Origin of the sequence: Paraburkholderia sp. CI3 (assembly GCF_050436505.1) — a bacterium.
Lineage (GTDB): Bacteria > Pseudomonadota > Gammaproteobacteria > Burkholderiales > Burkholderiaceae > Paraburkholderia > Paraburkholderia tuberum.
This window is the reverse complement of sequence record NZ_JBNDMI010000004.1, coordinates 2,590,001-2,612,708: the sequence shown is the minus strand read 5'-3', so window position 1 is coordinate 2,612,708 and position 22,708 is coordinate 2,590,001. Positions and strand designations below refer to the sequence as shown.

Below are 22,708 nucleotides of genomic sequence, written 5' to 3'. Positions count from 1 at the left end.
TCCGGTTCGGAAGGGGCGCGGACGCGAATCGCGCGATTCTAGTTGTGTTCGATGACATTCCGGCGGCGGATGCCGGGCGGCGCAGACCAAGGGTGGTGGCGCGCCGGAAGCCGAAATTTAGCATTGGCTGTCAGGGAAAAGAAATAAACGGCAATCTATTCGGCAAGATCACGGGTGATGCAGGTCATGGAGTGGTGCCGCATAGATGCGCTCCCCGGACCATGCCCACTTTCGACATTCGCCCATCTGGCGATACCGTAAGCTCGATCGCTCGATCTGATATTGAGGTGTCCAACATGACTTGGACGTATCGCCAGACTTCGGGAAACCTGTCCCGAGACGGCAACCTGGTCGCTCGCGGATATTCGGGCAATGGTGCTTCGGGTGGAACGATGAAAAAATTCCTTGCGCCGCTGATCTTGGTGTGCGAGTCAGGAGCAGTGGGGGCCGTGCCAGGCAACACGCCTGCTGAGGTATCGGCGGCGATCCGCCGGCAAGGGGCAAGCGCGTTTTTCAGGTCGCTGGACGAAGCAGTTGTCGATAGGCTTTTCGAACGGATCGGGACAGGCCGCGCAGATTAGGTTGCACTTGCGCCCAAACTGGCCATAGGGGCCGACGGCGCGAACGCGGAAGGTTTGGGAATCGCTCTTGCCTAGGCGTTGCCGAGAAATCCCGCAGCTGTGCTGAAGGTCGTAGACCCTCTCGAAGGCGACAGTCACGTTCTCGCGATATCGCGTGTGTGCGGCATTCCGTTTATTGTCGATGCGCCGAAAAACTACAAGGCCAAAGCGTTGCGCGCTGTTTCGGCGGTCACGACTGCAAATCCGCATATCAAGGCCCGTTGTCTCGACGCGTTGCGGAAGTCGTAGCGCGCAAACAAAAAAGCCCGCAACCCCTGAGGGTTCGCGGGCCTTGAGCGCGCAGCGCAGTTTGCGCTGCTTCGCGCTTACACGTTGAACAAAAAGTTCATCACGTCGCCATCATGCACGACGTACTCCTTGCCTTCCGCGCGCATCTTGCCGGCTTCCTTCGCGCCTTGTTCACCCTTGTAGGTGATGTAGTCGTCGAAGCTGATCGTCTGCGCGCGAATGAAGCCGCGCTCGAAGTCGGTGTGGATCGCGCCGGCCGCCTTCGGCGCCGTATCGCCGACGTGGATCGTCCACGCGCGCACTTCCTTCACGCCGGCCGTGAAGTAGGTCTGCAGGCCGAGCAGCTTGAAGCCCGCGCGGATCACGCGGTTCAAGCCCGGCTCATGCATGCCCATGTCGGCGAGGAAGACTTCCATGTCGGCTTCGTCGAGGTCGGCGATTTCCGCTTCGACCGCCGCGCACACGGCCACGACCGGCGCGCCTTCTGCAGCCGCGAACTTCGTGATCGCGTCGAGGTGCGGGTTGTTCTCGAAGCCGTTTTCCTTCACGTTGGCGACGTACATCGTGGGCTTGGCGGTGATTAGGCAGAACGGCTTGAGGGTAGCCTTTTCTTCATCGGTCAGATCGAGCGCGCGGACCGGCTTCGCCTGGTCGAGCTGCGCGCGGACCTTCTCCAGCACCGCCGCGTTCTTCGCGGCTTCCTTGTCGTTACCCGACTTGGCCGCCTTGGAATAGCGCGCGAGCGCCTTCTCGACGGTGGCGAGGTCGGCAAGCGCGAGCTCGGTGTTGATCACCTCGATGTCCGACAGCGGATCGATCTTGTTCGCGACGTGAATCACGTTGTCGTCTTCGAAGCAGCGCACGACGTGCGTGATCGCGTCGGTTTCGCGGATGTTCGCGAGGAACTGGTTGCCGAGGCCTTCGCCCTTGCTCGCGCCGGCCACCAGACCGGCGATGTCGACGAACTCGACCACGGCCGGCAGGATGCGCTCTGGCTTGACGATGTCGGCGAGCGCCTTCAGCCGCGCGTCCGGCACCTCGACGATGCCGACGTTCGGCTCGATCGTGCAGAACGGATAGTTTTCGGCGGCGATTCCCGCCTTAGTCAGCGCGTTGAACAGGGTGGACTTGCCGACGTTGGGCAAGCCGACGATGCCGCATTTGAGGCTCATGGAAATCCTTCAGTGAATCAGTAGGTTGCGTGATGCGCTCGACGCTGCGCGCGGATTCGGAAAGCCTTCGCGCAAGGTGGGGCGCGGCAGGCTCAGCGGAGCGGACAAGACACCGAATCGGGGCGTTGGCTCGACGATTGAGTGCGAGTTTTCACGGAAAGCGCAATTGTAACCCGTTCGCCCGCGCGGACCCGCCGGCGCATTGGCGCGAAGCCACTGTAGAATCGTCAGTTCAGAGCCGGCAGAGCTTAATTTCCGGGGGAGCAGCGTGGGAATCATCAGATGGGTTGGGATCGGCGTCGTCGCCGCGGTCGTGGTGGGCTCGGTCGCGACATGGGTCGCGCCGAATTTCGACGAAGCGCAGGCCACCACGGACCGGCAGACCATCGATTGTTTGACGACCCACCTGTCGCACGAAGATCACGCCGACATCGCGCGGTTCGCCGATAAGAACGACTACGACTCGCTATGGCGCGTGTTCGACCGCGTGTTCCCCGACTGCGCGGTACGCAGCGATCAGCGCGATCGCAAGGCGGAGCTTGAGGCGGCCGCGTGGCGCAACCTCTCGTCCAATCGCGACTTCATGCGCATGCGCGAGGCGAACGCGGCGCTCGCGGCAAGCGCCGCGACGCATTAGCACGACGCATCGAGGCCGCGCGGCCACCGGCCCGGGACTCAAATGCGCGTGGCCGCCAACGCATGAAGTGCGGGTTGCGCGAGCGGTCGGCATCAGACTCGCACAGTCCCGCCGACAACCTCAAGCTCTCACCCCACACACCATGTCCGGCACGAGCCCGCGAGGCCCCGCGCACACCGCCCAACGGCCGCGCCCGTCGATCCGTCCCCCGCAACCCCCGCGGCTATAATGCGCGCATGAACGCACACCACCAGACCTTTGATGCCGCCGTGATCGGCGGCGGGCTCGTCGGCAAGACCGCGGCGCTCGCGCTCACGCAAGCCGGACTGCGCGTCGCACTGCTCGCGCAGCCTTGCGCGGTGCTGCCCGCCGGTGCTGTCTTCGACTCGCGCGTCTATGCGTTGTCGTCGAGTTCGCAGGCCTTGCTCGAGCGGCTGCGGGTCTGGCAGGCGCTCGATCACACACGGCTCGGTCCCGTCTACGACATGCGCGTCTACGGCGACGCGCACGCCGAGCTGCATTTCTCGGCGTTTCAGGCATCGGTACCGCAGCTTGCGTGGATCGTCGAGTCGTCGGTGATCGAGCGCGCGCTCGATGCCGCGCTGCGCTTCCAGCCGAATCTCACGTGGTTCGACGCGCGCGCGCAGGCGCTCGATTTCTCCGTCGACAACGCGAGCGTCGGCCTCGCGAACGGCAGCGTGCTCGAAGCGGATCTGGTAGTCGGCGCGGACGGCGCGCACTCGTGGGTGCGCGCGCAGATCGGCTCGAAGATGGTGCGCCGCGATTACAGACAGATCGGTGTGGTCGCCAATTTCAAGGCTGCGAAGCCGCACGGCGAAACCGCGTATCAGTGGTTCCGCGACGGCGAGATCATCGCGTTGCTGCCGATGCCGGACGGCCACGTGTCGCTGGTCTGGTCGGCGCGCACCGAACACGCCGAGCAGTTGCTCGCGCTCGATCCCGAGCGGCTCGCCGCCGAAGTCGAGCACGTGAGCGGTGAACAGTTCGGTGCGCTCGACTGCGTGACGCCCGCGCAGGGCTTCCCGCTGGCGTTGCAGACCGTGGACCGGCTCGTCGCCCCGCGGGTCGCGCTGGTCGGCGATGCCGCACATCTGATCCATCCGTTGGCAGGACAGGGCATGAACCTCGGCTTGCGCGACGTCGCCGCGCTCGCGAGCACGATCGGCGGCAAGGAGTCGTTCCGCGATCTCGGCGACATGGTGCTGCTGCGTCGCTACGAACGCGCGCGCCGCGAAGACATTCGCGCGCTGATGATTGCCACCGACGGTCTGCAGAAACTGTTCTCGGTGCCCGGTCCGCTCGCGCGCGCCGTGCGCAATACCGGCATGGCGTTCGTCGGCGCGCAGCCATTCATCAAGCGCTGGCTCGTGTCGGCCGCGCTGGGGTAAACCGCAACGAGGCGTCGGGCGGATAGCCGATGGCCGGTCACCGGCGCCCGGGACAGGTATCATGACCGGATCGAAGCGCTGCGATCCGCCCCTTATCCGACCCCCGATCGAACCTGATCGAGCCTGATTGAACAGATAGGCGGCCGAAACTCGCGGCCGGAACGTAAAAAACGCGCAGGTGCGCGACTGACTCCAGGACTCCAGCATGAAAAAGACCTTCCGCATCGCCGCTGCCGCGCTCGCGATCGGTGCCGCTACGCTCGGCTGCTCGGCGCAGGCCGACCAGACCACCGACAAGCTCAAGGCCACCTTGCAAACCCGTCTTTCCGACGTGACGATCAAAAGCGTGTCGAAGACGCCGATCGCGGGCCTGTACGAAGTGAATCTCGGCACGCAGATCGTCTACAGCGATGCGAGCGGCGACTACCTGATGCTCGGCGATATGGTCGACTCGAAGACGCGCAAGAATCTGACCGAGGCACGCCTGTCGGAAACCAACCGCATTGACTTCGCGAGCCTGCCGTTCGGCAACGCGGTGAAGGTCGTGCGCGGCAACGGCGCGCGCAAGATCGCGGTGTTCTCCGATCCGAACTGCCCGTACTGCAAGCAGCTCGAAAAAACGCTGCTGTCGATCGACAACGTGACGGTCTACACGTTCCTGTACCCGGTGCTGTCGCCCGATTCGACGGCCAAGTCGAAGTCGATCTGGTGCTCGGCCGATCGCGCGAAGGCGTGGGAATCGTGGATGCAGGACCGTCAGGCGCCGACCGCCGCCGCCACCTGCGACACCGCCGCGATCGACAAGAACCTCGCGCTCGGCCGTTCGATGAACGTCGAAGGCACGCCGACGGTGTTTCTCGCCGACGGTCGCCGCCTGCCCGGCGCGGTGCCGGCAGATCGGCTCGACAAGGAACTGTCGGCCGTGCACTGAACAGCGCGCTGGCCACAGCGCCACGCCCGCCCCGGGCGCGCAACAGATGCAAGGTTCAAACTGAAGGAGGCGCACGCAGCGCCTCCTTTCGCATCGAGCCCCGAACTTCTCCGCGTCACTCTTCTGACACTCCCAAGCGCCGCCGATGAAGCCGATCCGCTACACCATCGTTCCGGGTAACCCCGCCGCCCACCTGTTCGAAGTCACCGTGACCGTCGCCGATCCCGATCCGGCCGGCCAGCGTTTCATGCTGCCGGTGTGGATTCCGGGCAGCTACATGGTGCGCGAGTTCGCGCGCAACATCGTCACGCTGCGCGCGGTGAACGACGCGGGCCGCAAGGTGCGCGTCGAGAAGATCGACAAGCACACGTGGCAGGCCGCGCCGGTCAAGGGAGCCTTGACGCTGCGCTACGAGGTGTACGCATGGGACCTGTCGGTGCGCGCCGCGCATCTGGACGACACGATCGGCTTTTTCAACGGCACCAGCGTGTTCCTGTCACCGCTCGGCCATGAGGACGCGCAGTGCGTGGTCGATATCCAGAAGCCGCAGGGCGCCGCGTATCGCGGCTGGCGCGTCGCGACCGCGCTGCCGGAAGCGCGCGGCACGAAGCGCTACGGCTTCGGCGAATACCGCGCGCAGAACTACGACGAATTGATCGACCATCCTGTGACGCTCGGGGAATTCGCGCTCGCGACGTTCAAGGCGCACGGCGTGCCGCACGACGTCGTGATCGGCGGTCGCGTGATCGGGCTCGACATGGAGCGTCTGTGCAAGGACCTGAAGCGCATCTGCGAAGCGCAGATCGCGTTGTTCGAACCGAAGTCGAAGAAGGCGCCGGTCGAGCGCTACGTGTTCATGACGCAGGCTGTCACCGACGGTTACGGCGGGCTCGAGCATCGCGCGTCGACCGCGCTGATCTGCAATCGCACCGATCTGCCGGTGCAGGGCCGCGAGCCGATGAGCGAGGGCTACCGGACCTATCTCGGTCTGTGCAGCCACGAGTATTTCCACACGTGGAATGTGAAGCGGATCAAGCCGGCCGTGTTCGCGCCGTATGACCTCGGCGTCGAAAACTACACGTCGATGCTGTGGCTGTTCGAGGGCTTCACGTCGTATTACGACGACCTGATTCTCGTACGCAGCGGTGTGATCTCGCAGGACGACTATTTCGGCCTGCTCGGCAAGATGATCGGCGGGGTGCAGCGCGGCAGCGGGCGCCTCAAGCAGAGCGTCGCCGAAAGCTCGTTCGATGCGTGGGTCAAGTACTACCGGCAGGACGAGAACGCGCCGAACGCGATCGTCAGCTATTACACGAAGGGCTCGCTGATCGCGCTCGCCTTCGACCTGACGATCCGCGCGCAGACCGGCAACCAGAAATCGCTCGACGACGTGATGCGTCTGCTGTGGAATCACTTTGGCCGTGATTTTTATCGAGGCAAGCCGGTCGGCGTCGACGAAAGCGAGATCGAGGCGATTTTCGCGGAAGCGAGCGGCGCGCAACTGGCCGAACTGTTCGCCGAGGGCGTGCGCGGCACGCGCGATCTGCCGCTCGACGCGCTGCTCGCGCCGTTCGGCGTGGCGCTCGCGCCGGACGTCGACAAGAACGGCAAGCCGTCGCTCGGCGTGCGGCTACGCGGCGGCGCGGATTGCGCGCTCGCGACCGTGCACGAGGGCAGCGCCGCGCAGAAGGCGGGCCTCTCCGCTGGCGACGTGCTGATCGCGATCGATGGTCTGCGCGTGACCGGCGGGAATATCGATGCTCTGCTGACGCGCTATCAGCCGGGTGCGAAGGTCGAGGTGCACGCGTTCCGCCGCGACGAGCTGCGGGTCACGCAGGTGAAGCTCGACGGTCCCGAAGTGGCGCGCTACAAGCTCACGGTCAGCGATCACCGTCCCGCCGCGCGCAAAGCCCTCGGGCGCTGGCTGACGATGTGAGCGGCGTGGTGGTGGGCCGCACCGGGCGGTCCACCGATCGTCGCCTGTCCCGTCGTCAATCGGTGGAGGAGGGCGGTTGATTGTTCTACCCATGCAACAATCCTTCGCCGCCGGACGGCTTTTTCGCCGGCCGGTAAAAAAACACAATGACTTCACTCGCGCAACACTGCGCGCCCCTACTGGAGTCAACCATGACCACGATCCTGCAAATCAACTCGGCAGCCCGTTCGCAAGGCGCGAACTCGACGCTTCTCGTCAACGAGCTGACGGAAAAGCTGCAACAGTCGAATCCGGGCGCGCAAGTCGTCGTCCGTAACCTGCAAGCCGAACCGCTGCCGCACCTCGACGACGCCGTGCTCGGCGCGTTCTTCACGCCGGCCGACCAGCGCACCCCGGAACAGGCCGCGATCGCCGCACGCAGCGAAGCGCTGATCGCCGAACTGCAAGCCGCCGACGTCATCGTGATCGGTGCGCCGATGTACAACTTCGGCATCTCGTCGCAACTGAAGACGTACTTCGACTTCATCGCACGTGCGGGCATCACGTTCCGTTACACCGCGAACGGCCCGGAAGGCCTCGTGACGGGCAAGAAGGTCCACGTCGTGTCGGCGCGCGGCGGCAAGTATCTCGGCACGCCGAACGATAGCCAGACGCCGTATCTGAAGAGCTTCCTCGGCTTCCTCGGCATGACCGACGTGAACTTCATCTACGCCGAAGGCCTGAACCTGGGTCCGGACGCCGCGAACGCCGCGCTGAGCTCGGCACGCGAAGCGATCGCCGCGGTCTAAGCGGGTTTGTCCTGCCGCATTGCGCAGCTTCGATGCGGCGCGAGCGGTCAAAAGAATAACGCCACGGATGGGTTCACCCTCCGTGGCGTTTTCGTTGTGTATCGCAATCTTCTGACGACGACGCTCTCACGCAAGCATTTGCGCGTCGTCCGGTAGACGCCAGTCGATCGGCTCCCGGCCGTGCTGCAACAGATATTCGTTCGCCTTCGCGAAATGCCCGCAACCGAGAAAGCCGCGATGCGCGGACAGCGGCGACGGATGCGGCGCCTCCAGCACATAGTGCGACTTGCCGCCGAGTAGCGCGCGCTTCGCCTGCGCATGCGCGCCCCACAGCATGAAGACGAGGTTCTGATGCCGCGTCGCGAGTTCGTGGATCAGCGTGTCGGTACATTTCTCCCAGCCGCGTTTCGCGTGGCTCGCGGCGCTGTCGCGCTCGACGGTCAGCACCGTGTTCAGCAGCAGCACGCCCTGTTTGGCCCAGCTGTCGAGGCAACCGTGCTGCGGCGTCTGGTGACCGAGACTCGCGGCGATTTCCTTGAAGATGTTGCGCAGCGACGGTGGCGGCCGCACGTGCGGCGCGACCGAAAACGCGAGACCGTGCGCCTGCGGCGTGCCGCGGTCTTCGCCGTGGTACGGATCCTGGCCGAGGATTACGACTTTCACTTCGTCGGGGCTCGTCAGGCGGAGCGCGCGGAACACGTCGGCCGGATAGATCGTTTTGCCGGCGGCACGCTCACCGTCGACGAAGCGGCACAGCGGCGCGTAGGTGTCGCTGTCGATGAAGGGTTTCAGGTGTGCGCGCCAGGCCGCTGGTAGCGCGGCGAATTGTGCTTCGAGCGTGGGCGGGGCGGCGGTGGGGGCGGCGGAGGCCGGGGCGGGCGCGACCTCGTCGAACAGCGATGCCTGCGGCAAACTGGAGCGGGTGCGGGAAGCGGAGGTCATGGCGGGGAAGTGTCGCAGCAAACGCGGACTAGCTCAAGTTGCGGCAAGCGAGCGCATGAGGTGCCGCGGGTTTCGGGCAACGCGCTCACCCGGCGCGCAACCGATACCCGCGCTGCGCCTTGCTGATGTCATCCGGCGCGAGGCCGGCAATCCGTTTGCCGAGTTCGGCGGCAAGCGTGTGAAGCGCCGCTTCGTCGCCCGATTTCAGTTCGAGCTCGATCTCCGAGATCGGCGCGCGGCGCGCTTCATCGTCGACTTCGGCAAGCACGTCGCCCTGATCGATCGCCGCCTCGATCTGAGCGCCGTTGGAGTCGAGCAGCCATAGCGTGCGCGTGAAATTGGTGTGGAACAGCTCGATCAGCGCAGGCGCGGCCTGTTTCAGTGCATCCGCGGCGGCGGGTTCGTCGCAAGCGCTCAGCAACGATTCGATTTCGAGCTTCGCGCCCGCGACCGGCAATTCCCATTCGTGCCGGCTATGCAAGCCGTTCGTCGCCGTGCCGACCGTCTTGAAGGTCTGCAGCCAGCCGTCCGGGGTCTGCCGTAGACGCAGTGCGCTCTTTGACGACGCCAGCGTCAACTGCGGCGTATCGAAGTAAATGTTCACGAGCTTGATCGCGCGTCCGTTCTTGCCGGCGCGCGCGGCGAACCACTGCGTCGCCGCCTCCACCTGCGAAGCCGGCAGCGCCAGCTTGATTTCGCGTTCCATGCCCATGCTGGGTGTCCTTGTTGCGCGGATTTCTCTGCGCCCGATACGCCGATACGTCGATACGTCGATACGTCGATACGTCGATACGTCGATACGACGCTCAGAAAAACATCCGCGCGAGTTCCACGCCCGGCTCGTCCGCGCGCATGAACGCTTCGCCGACGAGGAAGGTATGCACGTTCCGTGCGCGCATGCGCTCGACGTCGTCGCGCGACAGGATGCCCGATTCGGTCACGACGATGCGATCGTCGGGAATCGCGTCGAGCATACCGAGCGTCGTGTCGAGCGAGGTTTCGAAGGTGCGCAGATTGCGGTTGTTGATGCCGATCAGTGGCGTCTTCAGCGTCAGCGCTTCCTTGAGTTCATCGCTGTCGTGCACTTCGACGAGCACCGCGAGACCCAGCGAATGCGCGAGCGCTTCGAGGTCCTGCATCTCGGCGGTTTCGAGCGCGGCGGCGATCAGCAGGATCGCGTCGGCCCCCATCGCGCGTGCTTCGACCACCTGATACGGATCGACGATGAAGTCCTTGCGTATCACCGGCAACTGGCACGCGGCGCGCGCTTGCTGCAGATAGGCGACGCTGCCCTGGAAGAACTGCACGTCGGTCAGCACGGACAGACACGCCGCGCCGTGCTTCTCGTACGAACGCGCGATGTCGGCCGGCACGAAGTGCTCGCGCAGCACGCCCTTCGACGGGCTCGCCTTCTTCACTTCGGAGATCACCGCGGCGAGACCCGCCGTGTGCTTGGCGCGCAATGCGCCGACGAAGTCGCGGAGATCGCGCGACGACGCTTCGAGCCGCAGTTCTTCGAGCGGCACGCTTTGCTCGGCCGCCCGGACTTCTTCGCGTTTGACCGCGATGATGCGGTCGAGGATGTCGCTCATAAATGTCTCGCTACGTGATTACTGCTTGAATTGCTGGGTGAAGCGCACCAGTTCGTCGACCTTCGCGCGTGCCTTGCCGCTCGCGATCGCTTCGCGCGCGAGTTCGATGCCGTCCGCAATCGTGGCCGCGACGTTCGCCGAATAGAGTGCCGCGCCGGCGTTCAGCGTGACGATTTCCCGCGCGACGCCGGGCTTATTGCTGAGCGCGTCGAGCAGCATGACCTTCGACTCGCCCGCGTCGGCGACTTTGAGCGTGCGGTTCGACACCATCTGCATGCCGAAGTCTTCCGGATGGATCTCGTACTCGCGGATCTCGCCGTCGCGCAACTCGCCGACCAGCGTGGCGCCGCCGAGCGACACTTCGTCCATGCCGTCCATCCCGTACACGACGAGCACGTGTTTGGCGCCGAGGCGCTGCATCACGCGCACCTGAATGCCGACGAGGTCGGGGTGAAACACGCCCATCAGCTGATTCGGCGCGCCGGCCGGATTGGTGAGCGGCCCGAGGATATTGAAGATCGTGCGGATGCCGAGTTCCCGGCGTACCGGCGCGACGTTTTTCATCGCCGGATGATGGTTCGGCGCGAACATGAAGCCCATGCCCGTTTCCGCAATCGATGCCGCAACCTGCTCCGGCTGCAGATCGATGTTGACGCCGAGCGCTTCGAGCACGTCCGCGCTGCCCGACTTGCTCGATACGCCGCGATTGCCGTGCTTTGCGACCTTCGCGCCCGCCGCGGCCGACACGAACATCGTCGCGGTGGAAATGTTGAACGTGTGCGCGCCGTCGCCGCCGGTACCGACGATATCGACGAAGTTCGAGTTGTCCTGCACGTCGACGTGCCGCGCAAATTCACGCATCACCGTGGCGGCCGCGGTGATTTCGCCGATGGTCTCTTTTTTGACGCGCAGGCCGGTGATGATCGCCGCCGACATCACGGGCGACAGCTCGCCGCGCATGATGAGGCGCATCAGATGCAGCATTTCGTCGTGAAAAATCTCGCGGTGCTCGATGGTCCGCTGCAAGGCTTCCTGGGGCGTAATGGACATGATCTCGTCTCTCCTTGTGTCAGGCATTGCGCGGCGCCGCGTGATGCGAGGCCTTGCCGGCGACGGCGAGCTTTGACTGCTTGACGAAGTTTTCGAGCAGCGCGTGGCCGTGTTCGGACAGGATCGATTCCGGGTGGAACTGCACGCCTTCCACGGCCAGTTCCTTGTGGCGCACGCCCATGATTTCGCCGTCTTCAGTCCATGCCGATACTTCGAGGCAGTCGGGCAGCGATTCGCGTTCGATCGCGAGCGAGTGGTAGCGCGTTACCGTAAAGTGCTTCGGCAGGTCTTCGAATACGCCCTTGCAGTCGGTTTCGATCGTGCTGACCTTGCCGTGCATGATGGTCTGCGCGCGCACGACGCGGCCGCCGAACGCCTCGCCGATCGCCTGATGGCCGAGGCACACGCCGAGAATCGGCGTCTTGCCGGCGAATTCGCGCAGCACGTCGAGCGTGATGCCCGCGTGTTGCGGATTGCTCGGGCCCGGCGACAGGCAGATGCGCTCGGGGTTCAGCCTGGCGATTTCATCGAGCGTGATTTCGTCGTTGCGGTAGGTGCGCACGTCTTCGCCGAGTTCGCCGAAGTACTGCACCAGGTTGTAGGTGAACGAGTCGTAGTTGTCGATCATGAGCAGCATGGTGTGTCTCCGGTCAGAAGTCGCTATCGAGGCCGTCCTGGACCTGCTCGGCGGCGCGCATTACCGCGCGTGCCTTGTTCTCGGTCTCCTGCCATTCGGATTCGGGCACCGAATCGGCGACCACGCCCGCGGCCGCCTGCACATATAGATTGCCGTTGGCGATCACGCCTGTGCGGATCGTGATGGCCAGATCCATCTCGCCGGTGAACGACAGATAGCCGACCGCCCCGCCGTACAGGCCGCGCTTGACGGGCTCGAGCTCGTCGATCAGCTCCATCGCGCGGACCTTCGGCGCGCCCGACAGCGTGCCGGCCGGGAAGGTGGCGCGCAGCACGTCGAAATTGGTCATGTCGTTCTTGAGCTTGCCTTCGACCGAGCTGACGATGTGCTGCACGTGCGAGTACTTCTCGATCGCCATCTTGTCGGTCACAACCACCGAGCCGATCTGCGCAATGCGGCCGACGTCGTTGCGCGCGAGGTCGATCAGCATCACATGCTCGGCGATTTCCTTCGGATCGTTCAGCAGCTCGGTAGCGAGCGCGGCATCGCGCTCGGGCGTGTTGCCGCGCGGACGGGTGCCGGCCAGCGGGCGGATCGTGACGATACGGTCCTCGCCGCGCTTTTCCTGGCGCACCAGAATCTCCGGCGACGCGCCGACCACGTGGAAGTCGCCGAAGTTGTAGTAGTACATGTACGGCGACGGATTCAGCGAGCGCAGCGCGCGATACAGCGACAGCGGATTGTCGCGGTACGGCTTGATCAGGCGCTGGCCGACCTGCACCTGCATCAGTTCGCCGGCGGCGACGTATTCCTTCGCCTTGCGCACGGCCGCCAGGTAATCGTCTTTCGCGAACTCGCGGTAGATCTCGGTGCGTACGCTGGCCGACACGACGGGCGGCTCGACGGTGACGCGCAGCCGCTGGCGCAGTTCGCGCAGACGGTGCTTCGCTTTCGTGTAGGCCTCAGCCTGGGTCGGGTCGGCGTAGACCACCAGATAGAGCTTGCCGGCGAGGTTGTCGATGACGGCGACTTCCTCGGTCAGCAGCAGCTGGATGTCGGGCAGACTGAGGTCGTCTTTCGGCGCGCTGTGCGCGAGCTTCTTCTCGATGTAGCGCACGGCGTCATAGCCGAAATAGCCGGCGAGACCGCCCGTGAAGCGCGGCAGCCCCGGGCGTTGCGCGACCTTGAAGCGCGCCTGGAATTGCTGGATGAACGCGAGCGGATCGCCGTCGTGCGTCTCGACGACCTTGCCGTCGCGGACCACTTCCGACACGCCGTTGCGCGTGCGCATGAGAGTCCGCGCCGGCAGGCCGATGAACGAATAACGTCCGAAGCGTTCGCCGCCGACCACCGACTCCAGCAGGAACGAGTTCGCGCCGTTGCGCTCGGTCTGCGCGAGCTTCAGGTACAGCGACAGCGGCGTCTCGAGGTCGGCGAGCGCTTCGGCGATCAGCGGGATGCGGTTGAAACCCTCGTTGGCGAGGGACTGGAATTCGAGTTCGGTCATGTTCCGATCCTGTACGGTGGTCCGGCGGCAGCAAGCGTCGGGCAAAGCGGGGCTAAGCGCCTTCGGTCGGGGCGCGGGTCGACGTTCTCGACACAATGATACCGACCGGCGCGGGTCTTCCATCGGCGCGTGCGAGCGGTGCGGGTGAGCAACGGTACCTTGCGGGTACGCGCAGGCTCAATCAGCCGATGCAGCTGCGCAAAAACAGATCGATGGAAAAAGCGCGTGAGCGCAGCGAAGTAAAAAACGGTTGCCGAAGTCGAGCTTCAGCGTACCTCAGGCGAGGTTAGCGCGACCAGCGACGCCAGGGCCAGGCTCCCCGGTCGATGCTAATCAGACTCCGTTTTTTATTCAGAAACATGAGGATGAAGGACTGTTAAGTCGTGGATTGATGCGCTGCGATCGCCCTGGCGGCGTCGAGCAGCGAGGCAACTATACCATCGGATTTTATCGTTTGTATAGCTTGGCCGTGGTTGTACCCGTAGGGCACGGTCAGCGTCGCCATGCCGGCCGCGCGGCCCGCCAGCGCGTCGTTTTCGGAGTCGCCGATCGCCACCGTGGCGCTCGGCTCGACGCCGAGCTGCGCGGCGGCGGTCAGCATCGGAAGCGGGTCCGGTTTCTTTTTCGCGAGACTGTCGCCGCCGAGCACGACGCTGAAATACGGTGCAAGCCGGTACTGCTGCAGCAATTCGAGCGCGAAGCGGTGCGGCTTGTTGGTCACGCAGGCGAGCTTCAGGCCCGCGTCGCGCAGCGCGCGCAGACCGGCCTCGACGTCTGGATAAAGCCGCGTGTGCACGCCGTTGATCTTCGCGTACTCGGCCTGATAGATCGCGAGCGCTTCGTCGAAGCGCTCTTGCGCGTGCTCGGCTTCGAAGCGCGGCGCAAGCACGCTGCGGATCAGATGCTCCGAACCCTTGCCGACGTAGCCGACCACTTCCTCGCGCGTCGTTTCCTCCGCGTCGAGCTGCGCGAGCATACCGTTCAGGCCGGCGGTGAAGTCGTCGGCCGTGTCGATCATCGTGCCGTCGAGGTCGATGATCGCGGCTTCGAGGCGCGGGCCGGTAAACGTCGGGGCGGGATACGGAGTGGTCATGAGGCGCTGGCTTTTAACGCTGGACGGTCGCGAGGGCGGCGCGCATCTTGTCGATCACGACCTTGTGATCGGGCTGGCCAAAGATCGCCGAGCCGGCCACGAACGTGTCCGCGCCGGCCGCCGCGATTTCCGCGATGTTGTCGACCTTCACGCCGCCGTCCACTTCGAGGTGGATGTCGCGGCCCGTGCGCTCGGTGTACGCGTCGATGCGTTTGCGCGCTTCGCGCAGCTTGTTGAGCGCCTCGGGGATGAACGACTGGCCGCCGAAGCCCGGGTTCACCGACATGATCAGCACGAGATCGACCTTGTCCATCACATGATCGAGATAGTTCAGCGACGTCGCCGGATTGAACACGAGGCCGGCCTTGCAGCCGTGGTCGCGGATCAGCGACAGCGTGCGGTCGATGTGATCCGACGCTTCCGGGTGAAAGCTGATCAGGTTCGCGCCGGCTTTCGCGAAGTCCGGCACGATGCGGTCGACGGGGCGCACCATCAGGTGCACGTCGATTGGCACGTCCACGTGCGGGCGGATCGCTTCGCATACGAGCGGGCCGATGGTCAGGTTCGGCACGTAGTGGTTGTCCATCACGTCGAAGTGGATCCAGTCGGCGCCGGCGGCGACGACGTTGCGGACTTCTTCGCCCAGGCGGGCGAAGTCGGCGGAGAGAATGCTGGGGGCGATGCGAAATTGCGTCATGACAGGGGGCCGATGCAAGCGGGAAAGCGCCATTTTACCGGTTTTGCGCCTGCAGACCGGGGCGCTGGCCGCGGTTGGCGTGGCGGAATCGCGCGATGAAACTTCGCAAAGTGCCGGCGCAAAAACGACATGGAGACTGGGCGCGGCAAAGCAGCCGTGTCCCAACGTCTTAGACACAGCTGGCCGAAAGGCGTATCCGGTTGCGGCCATGCCGCGCATCAAGCAGAATGCCATTCCATGAGCGCCGCATCGCCGCTGCACCCGCAGACCATTGGCGTTCGGGCCTTCCACGATTTTTCACAGCCCGTTTGATCAGATCGGAATCAGGATGAGCCAGTACGAATTCAGCGTCTCGGCGCAGGTGCACTACCTGCCCGAAGAATCGGACCCGGAGCGTCGCCAGTACGCCTTTGCCTACACGCTGACCATCCGTAACACCGGCCAGGTGCCCGCACAGTTGATCGCGCGTCACTGGATCATCACCGACAGCGAAAACACCGTCCAGGAAGTCAAAGGCCTGGGCGTGGTCGGTCATCAGCCGCTGCTCAAGCCGGGCGAGCATTTCGAATACACGAGTTGGGCAGTGATCGCGACGCCGGTCGGCACGATGCGCGGCGATTACTTCTGCGTGGCGGAGGATGGTGAGCGCTTCGAGGCGCCGGTGCCGGAGTTCGTGTTGCGCATGCCGCGAACGTTGCATTGAACCGGCGCGGTGTTGCGCGGTCTTTAATGAGTTCGTATCGGCGCGCGGCGCGGCGGGCAGTTGAGTGGGTGGTTGGATGAGCGCTCAGACGAGCGCTTGATGCACGAGGGGTTGCGCGGTTCTGTATGCAACCCGCCGGCCGGGGTCACTGCGGCTTTTGCTGTTGGGACCGTTCCGCCGGCTTGGCACGTCGCGCTTTTTTCTTGCCAGACGACGTCCACACAACGATAAAGACGAGCAGGAACAGCGCGAGCAGCGATTCCAGCGCGAAGATGAGCATCGGGTATTCGTCGAACAAATCAGACATGGCGGTTTCCATCAAGAACGAACATTGTATGCGGTTTGTCCGCCGAGCCGGCGCGTGGGTCGGTGCATTGTCGGTTGCGGTGTTGCTTGCCTCCTGCGGTGGCGGCGGCGCGCTCCGGCCTTCGCCGCCGAGCGGCGCGGCGATCATCCCCGGCCAGATCGCGTCGTCGCGCTTGACCGCGGTTGCGTGGCAGCAGGTGCCGGGCTGGCAGGACGACTCGCTGATCGGCGCGACGGCCGCGTTGCGGCAAAACTGCACGAGGCTCGCGCGTCAGCCGAACTGGTCGCGTGCATGCGCGGCCGCCGCGCAAATCGACGATCTCGACGTCACCGGTGCGCGCGCCTTCTTCGAAGCCTACTTCACGCCGTTCCAGCTCGCGAATAGCGACGGCACGCTCGACGGTCTGGTCACCGGTTACTACGAGCCACTGCTGCGGGGCTCGCGCACGCGGCATGGGGTATATCAGACCGCGCTGTACCGCTGGCCCGCCGGCTATCGCGCGGGGGCGCCGTTGCCGGCGCGCGCCCAACTCGAACGCTCGGGCGCGCTCAGCGGCAACGAACTCGTGTGGGTCGACGACCCGATCGAAGCATTCTTTTTGCAGGTGCAGGGCTCCGGGCGCATCGTGATGGAAGACGGCAGTGTGATGCGCGTCGGCTTTGGCGGTACCAACGATCAGCCGTACAAGTCGATCGGGCGCTGGCTGCTCGATCATGGCGAGATCACACCCGCGCAGGCGACGATGCAGGGCATCAAGGCATGGGCACGCGCGAATCCGACGCGCGTCGATGGATTGCTCGACACCAATCCGCGCTTCGTGTTTTTTCGCGAGATGCCGTCGGCCGAACGTATGCCGAGCGGCGGCGCGGACGGCCCGATCGGCGCGCTCGGCGTGCCGCTGACGCCGGAGCGCTCGATTGCGGTCGACCCGAGCGCGATTCCGCTCGGCACGCCGGTGTTCCTGCAGACCACGCGGCCGCTGACGAACTCGCCGATGAACCGCCTCGTGTTCGCGCAGGACACGGGCACCGCGATCAAAGGCGGCGTGCGCGCCGACTACTTCTGGGGCCTCGGCGACGATGCCGGTGATCTGGCTGGCAAGATGAAGCAGGGTGGCCGGATGTGGTTGTTGCTGCCGAATTCGTGAGGCGGTGGGGCGCAGGTGGAAGCGTGGCTGCCGTTTGAGTTACAGCGGTTTTCGGGAGGCGGGTTGGAGGCTGCCGCGAAGCCGTTAATAGAAGTCGTGGAAATCGGCGTCACGTTTGGATCAGGATCCGTGCGTGACGCCGTTTTTTGTTGGGCTCTTACGCTGCGCGTCGTTGCCGGTTGCCTGACTTAGAGCCCCGATCTGCGCTTGTCGACCACCCGCCGCGCCTTGCCCACCGAGCGCTCGATCCCATTCACGGCCAGCACGTTCACCACCGCGCTTACGCCAATCAGCGCCTTGATGTCGTACGCCAGCGCGTTTTTCGCGGTGGTTAGCGCGGAAGTATCCGGCGCGCTTTCGGGGCACGGTTCGACGTTCAGCGTCAACACGTCGAGCGGCCCTTCCTTCGTCAGTACGATCTGATAGTGCGGCGCGAGCGCGTGCTGCTTGAGCAGCAACTCTTCGATCTGCGTCGGAAACACATTGACGCCACGGACGATCATCATGTCGTCCGAGCGGCCCGTGATTTTTTCCATACGCCGCATCGTGCGGGCGCTGCCCGGCAGCAGGCGCGTGAGATCGCGCGTGCGGTAGCGGATGATCGGCAGCGCTTCTTTCGTCAGCGACGTGAACACGAGTTCGCCGAGTTCGCCATCGGGCAGCACCTCGCCCGTTTCGGGGTCGATGATCTCGGGATAGAAATGGTCTTCCCAGATCGTCGGGCCGTCTTTGGTCTCGACGCACTCCGAGGCGACGCCCGGCCCCATCACTTCGGAGAGACCGTAGATGTCGACCGCGTCGATGCCCATGCGTTTTTCGATCGCCTCGCGCATTTCGTTGGTCCACGGCTCAGCGCCGAAGATGCCGATGCGCAATGAGCAGCTAACCGGGTCGATACCCTGGCGCTCGAGTTCGTCGGCGATCGACAGCATGTAGCTCGGTGTCACCATGATGATGTCCGGCCGGAAGTCCTGGATCAGCTGCACCTGCTTTTCGGTCTGACCACCGCCGAACGGAATCACGGTGAGCCCCGCGCGTTCGGCGCCGTAATGCGCGCCGAGGCCGCCCGTGAAGAGGCCGTAGCCGTAGCTCACGTGCACCTTGTCGCCGCGCTTCGCGCCGGCGGCGCGTATCGAACGGGCGACGAGATTCGCCCACGTGTCGATGTCGCGCGCCGTATAGCCGACGACGGTCGGCTTGCCGGTCGTCCCAGACGATGCATGGATTCGCGAAATCTGCTCCTGCGGCACCGCGAACATGCCGAACGGATAGTTGTCGCGCAAATCCTTCTTCGTCGTGAACGGAAAGCGCGCGAGGTCCGCGAGCGACTTGACATCGCCCGGATGAACACCGGCTTCGTCGAACTTGCGCCGGTACACCGGCGAATTTTCATACGCATGGGTGAGTGACCATTTGAGCCGTTCGAGTTGGAGCGCGGCGAGCTCGTCGCGGCTGGCGGTCTCGATCGGATCGAGCGGAAGAGCGGTGCTCATCGAATGTCTCCTTGCTGCCTCAGTATCTGAGTCTGATATGTAACGCGTTGGCGTCAGAGAGCCGCGCAGACAGTTGTCCGCGAGGGCGGCTCTGGCTTGCCGCCGCTCAATGTTAGTCGCCGGCGGGAATCAGGTTGCCCTTGATTTGCGCCGACTTGCCGCGAAACATCGCGACGGTCTCGCCGGCGCGATTCGTGACGCGAATATCGTAGATGCCAGTGCGCCCGCTCGATGTCTGCTCGACCGCTTCGGCGCTCAGCACGTCGCCGCCGTAGACCGGCCGGAGGTATTCGATCGAGCAGCCGGCGGCAACCGTATTGATGTTGTAGGTGTTGCAGGCGAACGCGAAGGTCGAATCGGCGAGCGTGAAGATCAGGCCGCCGTGGCAGATCTGATGGCCGTTCAGGAAGTCGTCGCGCACCGCCATGCGCAGCCGCGCATAGCCGGGGCGCACTTCGAGAATCTCGAGCCCGAGCGCGCGACTGCAGGCGTCGCTTTCGTACATCGCGGCAGCTGTCGCGCGGGCGAGTTCGTCGGCAGTCATCTGGTCGGGGCGGGTGGTTTGCGTGGACATCTCAACGCCCCTCGAAGCGCGGCGCGCGCTTTTCGATAAATGCCTGCACGCCTTCTGCGTAATCGTGCGAGGCGCCTAGTTGGCGCTGCAGATCACGCTCGAGATCGAGCTGCTGGTCGAGCGTTTGCGTCGTGCCGGCACGCATCGCCTGCTTGATCGCGGCGATCGCGCGCGTCGGTTGCTGGGCAAGCTGGGCAGCGAGTTTTGCCGCGGCCGGAGCCAGTTCGGCGTCGTCGAGCGCTTGCCAGATCAAGCCCCAGCTTTCGGCTGTGTCGGCGCTGAGCTTGTCGCCGGTGATCGCGAGGCCGAGCGCGCGTGCCATGCCAACGCGTTGCGGCAGGAACCACGTCCCGCCCGAATCCGGCACGAGGCCGATCTTCACGAACGCTTGGATGAAACTCGCGGAGCGAGCTGCGAGCACCAGGTCGCAGGCCAACGCGAGATTGGCGCCCGCGCCGGCGGCCGTGCCGTTGACCGCGGCGATCACCGGAAACGGTAGCGCTTGCAGACGGCGGATCAACGGATTGAAGTATTCATCGATCACGGCGCCGAGGTCGGTCATCGCGCCGGGCGTGAAATCGAGGTCGGCGAGATCCTGGCCGGCGCAGAAGCCGCGTCCCGCGCCGGTGAGCACGAGCGCACGGGCGCCGGACTTTTCGACCTGGTCGAGTGCCGCGCCGAGTTCCTGATGCATCGCGCGCGTGAAGCTGTTGAGCTTGTCCGGGCGGTTCAGCGTGATGATGGCGACGTGGCTCGATGAGTCGATGTCCAGCCGGATCGCTTCATATGACATGGGGTGTCTCCTCAAACTCTCTTTGGCCGATGGGCACGGTCGCTCGACTAGCGTCGGCGCGTGATGCCGATCCGATGTCTGATGTTAGTCAGAGCGCACGACTCGGTCCATCCGCCGAACGGCATAGGACGAAGTCGTGCGTTGTGCTGAAGCCTTCTTATGCCGTTCAGCCAGCTACCGCGGGCGCCGCTTTCGGTTCAACATGAACGCGGCTTTGAACGACACGGAAGCGGTTGGCGACGAAAGCGGCATCGGCAAGCGCGGCATTCGCGGCCGGGTTGGCGCCGGTGCCGTGAAAGTCCGAAAAAGCCGCGGACTGGTTGACGAACACGCCACCGGTCAGGTTGATCGACAGTGCGACGCCGCCGCGGATCGACGCTTCGTGCGCGGCGTCGAGCACGGCGTCGTCCGTGCTGTAGACCGCCAGCGTTAGCGCGCCGTGCTCGGCAGCAATGTCGCCAGCGAGGTCGAGTGACTGCGCGGTCGAGTCCGTCGCGATGACGAACGAGATCGGCCCGAACCATTCTCTCGTGAACTGGGCGCGGTCGGTCGAGGCGTCGAGTTGCAATACGAGCGGTGTGCGCACGCGAGCGCCCGGAAAGGACGGATGGTCGAGCGTCTGGCTCGCGACGAGAACGCGGCCGAGCCCGGCGGCTTCGTCGATGCGCTGCACGACGCCTTCGTTCTGGATCGCGCCGAGCAGTTCGACGGCGCGGGCCGGATCGGCGACGAGCTTTTGCACCGCGCCGGCAAGCGCCTGGGAGACATCGTCAAAGCTGAGCGTGCCTTCCGCGGTGCGAATGCCGTCTCGCGGTACGTAGATATTTTGCGGCGCGGTGCACATCTGGCCTGAGTAGAGCGCCAGCGAGAACGCGATGTTGCGCGCGGCCGCCTTGATGTCGTCGACCGAGTCAATGACGATCTGATTGACGCCAGCTTTTTCGGTGTAGACCTGCGCGTGGTGCGCGTTGCGCTCGAGCCAGGTGCCGTTCTGGGTGCTGCCCGTGAAGTCGATCAGTTTGATCTCGGGGCGCTGGGCCAGTTGCTGGACGAGGGCGCCGTCGTTCGGGGCGGTGGCCAGCAGCGTGACGACGTTCGGATCGAAGCCCGCTTCGCGCAACACGTCACGCGCGATGCGCACGGTCAGCGCGAGCGGCAGGATCGCGCCCGGATGCGGCTTGACGATCACCGTGTTGCCGGTGGCCAGATCGGCGAACAGGCCCGGATAGCCGTTCCACGTCGGGAATGTGCAGCAGCCGAGCACGAGGCCGATGCCGCGCGGCACGACGGTGTAGCGCTTGTGCATCGCGAGCGGCGGGTTTTTGCCTTGCGGCTTTTCCCAGTGCGCGTCGGCGGGAATACGGCGCAGCTGATCCCAGGCATACGCGACCGCTTCGAGCGCGCGATCCTGCGCGTGTGGGCCCCCTGCCTGGAAGGCCATCATGAACGCCTGACCGGTCGTGTGCATCACGCTGTAGCCGAGCTCGAAGCTGGCGCGATTCAGGCGCGCGAGGATTTCGAGGCTCACGCCGATCCATGCCTGCGAGCCGGCGGCGCGCCAATCGCGTTGCGCCGCGGCAGATGCGGCGATGAGCGCGCTCGGGTCGGCTTTCGGGTAACGCACGCCGAGCTGGAAGCCGAACGGCGAAACCTCTGCGCCGACGGTCTCTCCCGTCGACGGTTGGTCCAGGTCGAACGTTTTGTCTAGAAGCGCCTTGAACGCGGCTTCGCCGTCCGCGTTGGCTGTTTCCCCGTACACTTTCGGACTGGGCATCTCGACGAACGGGCTCCAGTAGCCGCGCGTTTCGAGCGCGGCGAGCGCTTTGTGCAGCGTGTCTTCGTGCTTGGTGAATAGCGGATGTGTCATGGCAAAGAGGCTCGGCTGTACGTTGGGGAAATACCTGTCGAATAATTGACCGACCGGTTGGTTGGGGAATGGTAGCATCACCACAGACGATGCGCGAAGCGTTTTTCGCGTGCGATTAACCCTTATGGAGGCGGCATGGCTTACGAAAACATTCTGGTTGAGACGCGGGGACGGGTCGGACTGATTACGCTCAACCGTCCGAAGGCTCTGAATGCACTGAACGACGCGCTGATGGACGAACTAGGCGCAGCGTTGCGCGAGTTCGACGGCGACGAGTCGATTGGCGCAATCGTCGTGACGGGCAGCGAGAAAGCGTTCGCGGCCGGTGCGGACATCGGGCTGATGGCGTCGTACTCCTATATGGATGTCTACAAGGGCGACTACATCACGCGAAATTGGGAAACGGTTCGCTCGATCCGTAAGCCGATCATTGCCGCGGTGGCGGGCTTCGCGCTCGGCGGCGGCTGCGAACTGGCGATGATGTGCGACATCATTTTCGCCGCCGACACGGCGAAGTTCGGTCAACCGGAAATCAAGCTCGGGATCATGCCGGGCGCGGGCGGC

Annotated in this window: 23 protein-coding genes (1 of these 23 only partly in view); 9 read left to right on the top strand and 14 right to left on the bottom strand. The window is 64.7% G+C overall.

The window, feature by feature from the left end; all coding sequences use genetic code 11:
- Positions 1–44 precede the first annotated feature (44 nt).
- Positions 45–581 carry a hypothetical protein gene (locus tag OKW29_RS33470; protein WP_429294000.1) on the top strand — a complete coding sequence of 179 codons (537 nt, stop codon included), beginning with the start codon at positions 45–47 and terminating at the stop codon, positions 579–581.
- A 365-nt stretch (positions 582–946) separates the two neighbouring features.
- Here the strand turns inward: OKW29_RS33470 and ychF are convergent, their stop codons facing one another.
- Positions 947–2,041 carry a redox-regulated ATPase YchF gene (gene ychF, locus OKW29_RS33465; protein ID WP_429293999.1) on the bottom strand — a complete coding sequence of 365 codons (1,095 nt, stop codon included), beginning with the start codon at positions 2,039–2,041 and terminating at the stop codon, positions 947–949.
- A 268-nt stretch (positions 2,042–2,309) separates the two neighbouring features.
- On the opposite strand from ychF, the gene OKW29_RS33460 reads away from it, so the two are divergent.
- The 5 genes from OKW29_RS33460 to OKW29_RS33440 all read left to right on the top strand — a co-directional run bounded on the left by OKW29_RS33460 (position 2,310) and on the right by OKW29_RS33440 (position 7,742).
- The gene (locus OKW29_RS33460; RefSeq protein WP_429293998.1) at positions 2,310–2,678 is read left to right on the top strand and encodes a hypothetical protein; all 369 of its coding nucleotides are present in this window, start codon (positions 2,310–2,312) and stop codon (positions 2,676–2,678) included.
- A gap of 236 nt (positions 2,679–2,914) precedes the next feature.
- Positions 2,915–4,087, top strand: a complete 1,173-nt coding sequence (locus OKW29_RS33455; RefSeq protein WP_429293997.1) for a UbiH/UbiF family hydroxylase — start codon at positions 2,915–2,917, stop codon at positions 4,085–4,087.
- A gap of 205 nt (positions 4,088–4,292) precedes the next feature.
- On the top strand, positions 4,293–5,018 hold the full coding sequence (locus OKW29_RS33450) for a DsbC family protein (protein WP_184035963.1): 726 nt from the start codon (positions 4,293–4,295) through the stop codon (positions 5,016–5,018).
- A 145-nt stretch (positions 5,019–5,163) separates the two neighbouring features.
- Positions 5,164–6,954 carry a M61 family metallopeptidase gene (locus OKW29_RS33445; RefSeq protein WP_429293996.1) on the top strand — a complete coding sequence of 597 codons (1,791 nt, stop codon included), beginning with the start codon at positions 5,164–5,166 and terminating at the stop codon, positions 6,952–6,954.
- Between the two features lie 191 nt (positions 6,955–7,145).
- The gene (locus tag OKW29_RS33440; RefSeq protein WP_018420121.1) at positions 7,146–7,742 is read left to right on the top strand and encodes an FMN-dependent NADH-azoreductase; all 597 of its coding nucleotides are present in this window, start codon (positions 7,146–7,148) and stop codon (positions 7,740–7,742) included.
- A 126-nt stretch (positions 7,743–7,868) separates the two neighbouring features.
- On the opposite strand, the gene OKW29_RS33435 is transcribed toward OKW29_RS33440, so the two are convergent.
- From OKW29_RS33435 to rpe, 8 genes are all read right to left on the bottom strand, one after another.
- Positions 7,869–8,684: a uracil-DNA glycosylase gene (locus tag OKW29_RS33435; RefSeq protein WP_429293995.1), complete on the bottom strand. Its 816-nt coding sequence runs from the start codon at positions 8,682–8,684 to the stop codon at positions 7,869–7,871.
- Between the two features lie 85 nt (positions 8,685–8,769).
- Entirely contained in the window at positions 8,770–9,396 is a 627-nt protein-coding gene (locus OKW29_RS33430; protein ID WP_429293994.1) for a CYTH domain-containing protein, read from the bottom strand.
- A 94-nt stretch (positions 9,397–9,490) separates the two neighbouring features.
- Positions 9,491–10,276 carry an indole-3-glycerol phosphate synthase TrpC gene (gene trpC, locus OKW29_RS33425; protein WP_090802017.1) on the bottom strand — a complete coding sequence of 262 codons (786 nt, stop codon included), beginning with the start codon at positions 10,274–10,276 and terminating at the stop codon, positions 9,491–9,493.
- A gap of 18 nt (positions 10,277–10,294) precedes the next feature.
- Positions 10,295–11,326, bottom strand: a complete 1,032-nt coding sequence (gene trpD, locus OKW29_RS33420; protein WP_184070524.1) for an anthranilate phosphoribosyltransferase — start codon at positions 11,324–11,326, stop codon at positions 10,295–10,297.
- A 19-nt stretch (positions 11,327–11,345) separates the two neighbouring features.
- Complete coding sequence (locus tag OKW29_RS33415; protein WP_184065689.1) at positions 11,346–11,963, bottom strand: aminodeoxychorismate/anthranilate synthase component II; 618 nt, start codon at positions 11,961–11,963, stop codon at positions 11,346–11,348.
- Positions 11,964–11,976: 13 nt separating this feature from the next.
- On the bottom strand, positions 11,977–13,470 hold the full coding sequence (trpE, locus tag OKW29_RS33410; protein ID WP_429293993.1) for an anthranilate synthase component I: 1,494 nt from the start codon (positions 13,468–13,470) through the stop codon (positions 11,977–11,979).
- A 376-nt stretch (positions 13,471–13,846) separates the two neighbouring features.
- A complete protein-coding gene (locus OKW29_RS33405; RefSeq protein ID WP_184052422.1) occupies positions 13,847–14,563 on the bottom strand; it encodes a phosphoglycolate phosphatase in 717 nt (238 codons plus the stop codon).
- A 13-nt stretch (positions 14,564–14,576) separates the two neighbouring features.
- Complete coding sequence (gene rpe / locus OKW29_RS33400) at positions 14,577–15,260, bottom strand: ribulose-phosphate 3-epimerase (RefSeq protein WP_018420129.1); 684 nt, start codon at positions 15,258–15,260, stop codon at positions 14,577–14,579.
- A gap of 328 nt (positions 15,261–15,588) precedes the next feature.
- Between rpe and apaG the strand changes: the two genes are divergently transcribed.
- On the top strand, positions 15,589–15,963 hold the full coding sequence (gene apaG, locus OKW29_RS33395) for a Co2+/Mg2+ efflux protein ApaG (RefSeq protein ID WP_184009102.1): 375 nt from the start codon (positions 15,589–15,591) through the stop codon (positions 15,961–15,963).
- A gap of 145 nt (positions 15,964–16,108) precedes the next feature.
- Here the strand turns inward: apaG and OKW29_RS33390 are convergent, their stop codons facing one another.
- Entirely contained in the window at positions 16,109–16,282 is a 174-nt protein-coding gene (locus OKW29_RS33390) for a hypothetical protein (RefSeq protein WP_167368587.1), read from the bottom strand.
- A 16-nt stretch (positions 16,283–16,298) separates the two neighbouring features.
- Here OKW29_RS33390 and mltA point away from each other — a divergent pair, with 16 nt between their 5' ends.
- Positions 16,299–17,417 carry a murein transglycosylase A gene (gene mltA / locus OKW29_RS33385; protein ID WP_429293992.1) on the top strand — a complete coding sequence of 373 codons (1,119 nt, stop codon included), beginning with the start codon at positions 16,299–16,301 and terminating at the stop codon, positions 17,415–17,417.
- Positions 17,418–17,605: 188 nt separating this feature from the next.
- On the opposite strand, the gene paaK is transcribed toward mltA, so the two are convergent.
- The 4 genes from paaK to paaN form a co-directional block, all read right to left on the bottom strand.
- The gene (paaK, locus tag OKW29_RS33380) at positions 17,606–18,910 is read right to left on the bottom strand and encodes a phenylacetate--CoA ligase PaaK (protein WP_184070520.1); all 1,305 of its coding nucleotides are present in this window, start codon (positions 18,908–18,910) and stop codon (positions 17,606–17,608) included.
- Positions 18,911–19,022: 112 nt separating this feature from the next.
- Complete coding sequence (paaI, locus tag OKW29_RS33375) at positions 19,023–19,484, bottom strand: hydroxyphenylacetyl-CoA thioesterase PaaI (RefSeq protein ID WP_184070518.1); 462 nt, start codon at positions 19,482–19,484, stop codon at positions 19,023–19,025.
- A gap of 1 nt (position 19,485) precedes the next feature.
- Complete coding sequence (gene paaG, locus OKW29_RS33370) at positions 19,486–20,277, bottom strand: 2-(1,2-epoxy-1,2-dihydrophenyl)acetyl-CoA isomerase PaaG (protein ID WP_184070516.1); 792 nt, start codon at positions 20,275–20,277, stop codon at positions 19,486–19,488.
- 166 nt (positions 20,278–20,443) lie between these two features.
- Positions 20,444–22,144: a phenylacetic acid degradation protein PaaN gene (paaN, locus tag OKW29_RS33365; protein ID WP_184070514.1), complete on the bottom strand. Its 1,701-nt coding sequence runs from the start codon at positions 22,142–22,144 to the stop codon at positions 20,444–20,446.
- Positions 22,145–22,279: 135 nt separating this feature from the next.
- On the opposite strand from paaN, the gene OKW29_RS33360 reads away from it, so the two are divergent.
- Positions 22,280–22,708 carry the 5' portion of an enoyl-CoA hydratase gene (locus OKW29_RS33360; RefSeq protein ID WP_429293991.1) on the top strand. 348 nt of this gene lie beyond the right edge of the window, so the window shows 429 of its 777 coding nt (coding positions 1–429); its start codon is at positions 22,280–22,282; its stop codon lies beyond the right edge, outside the window.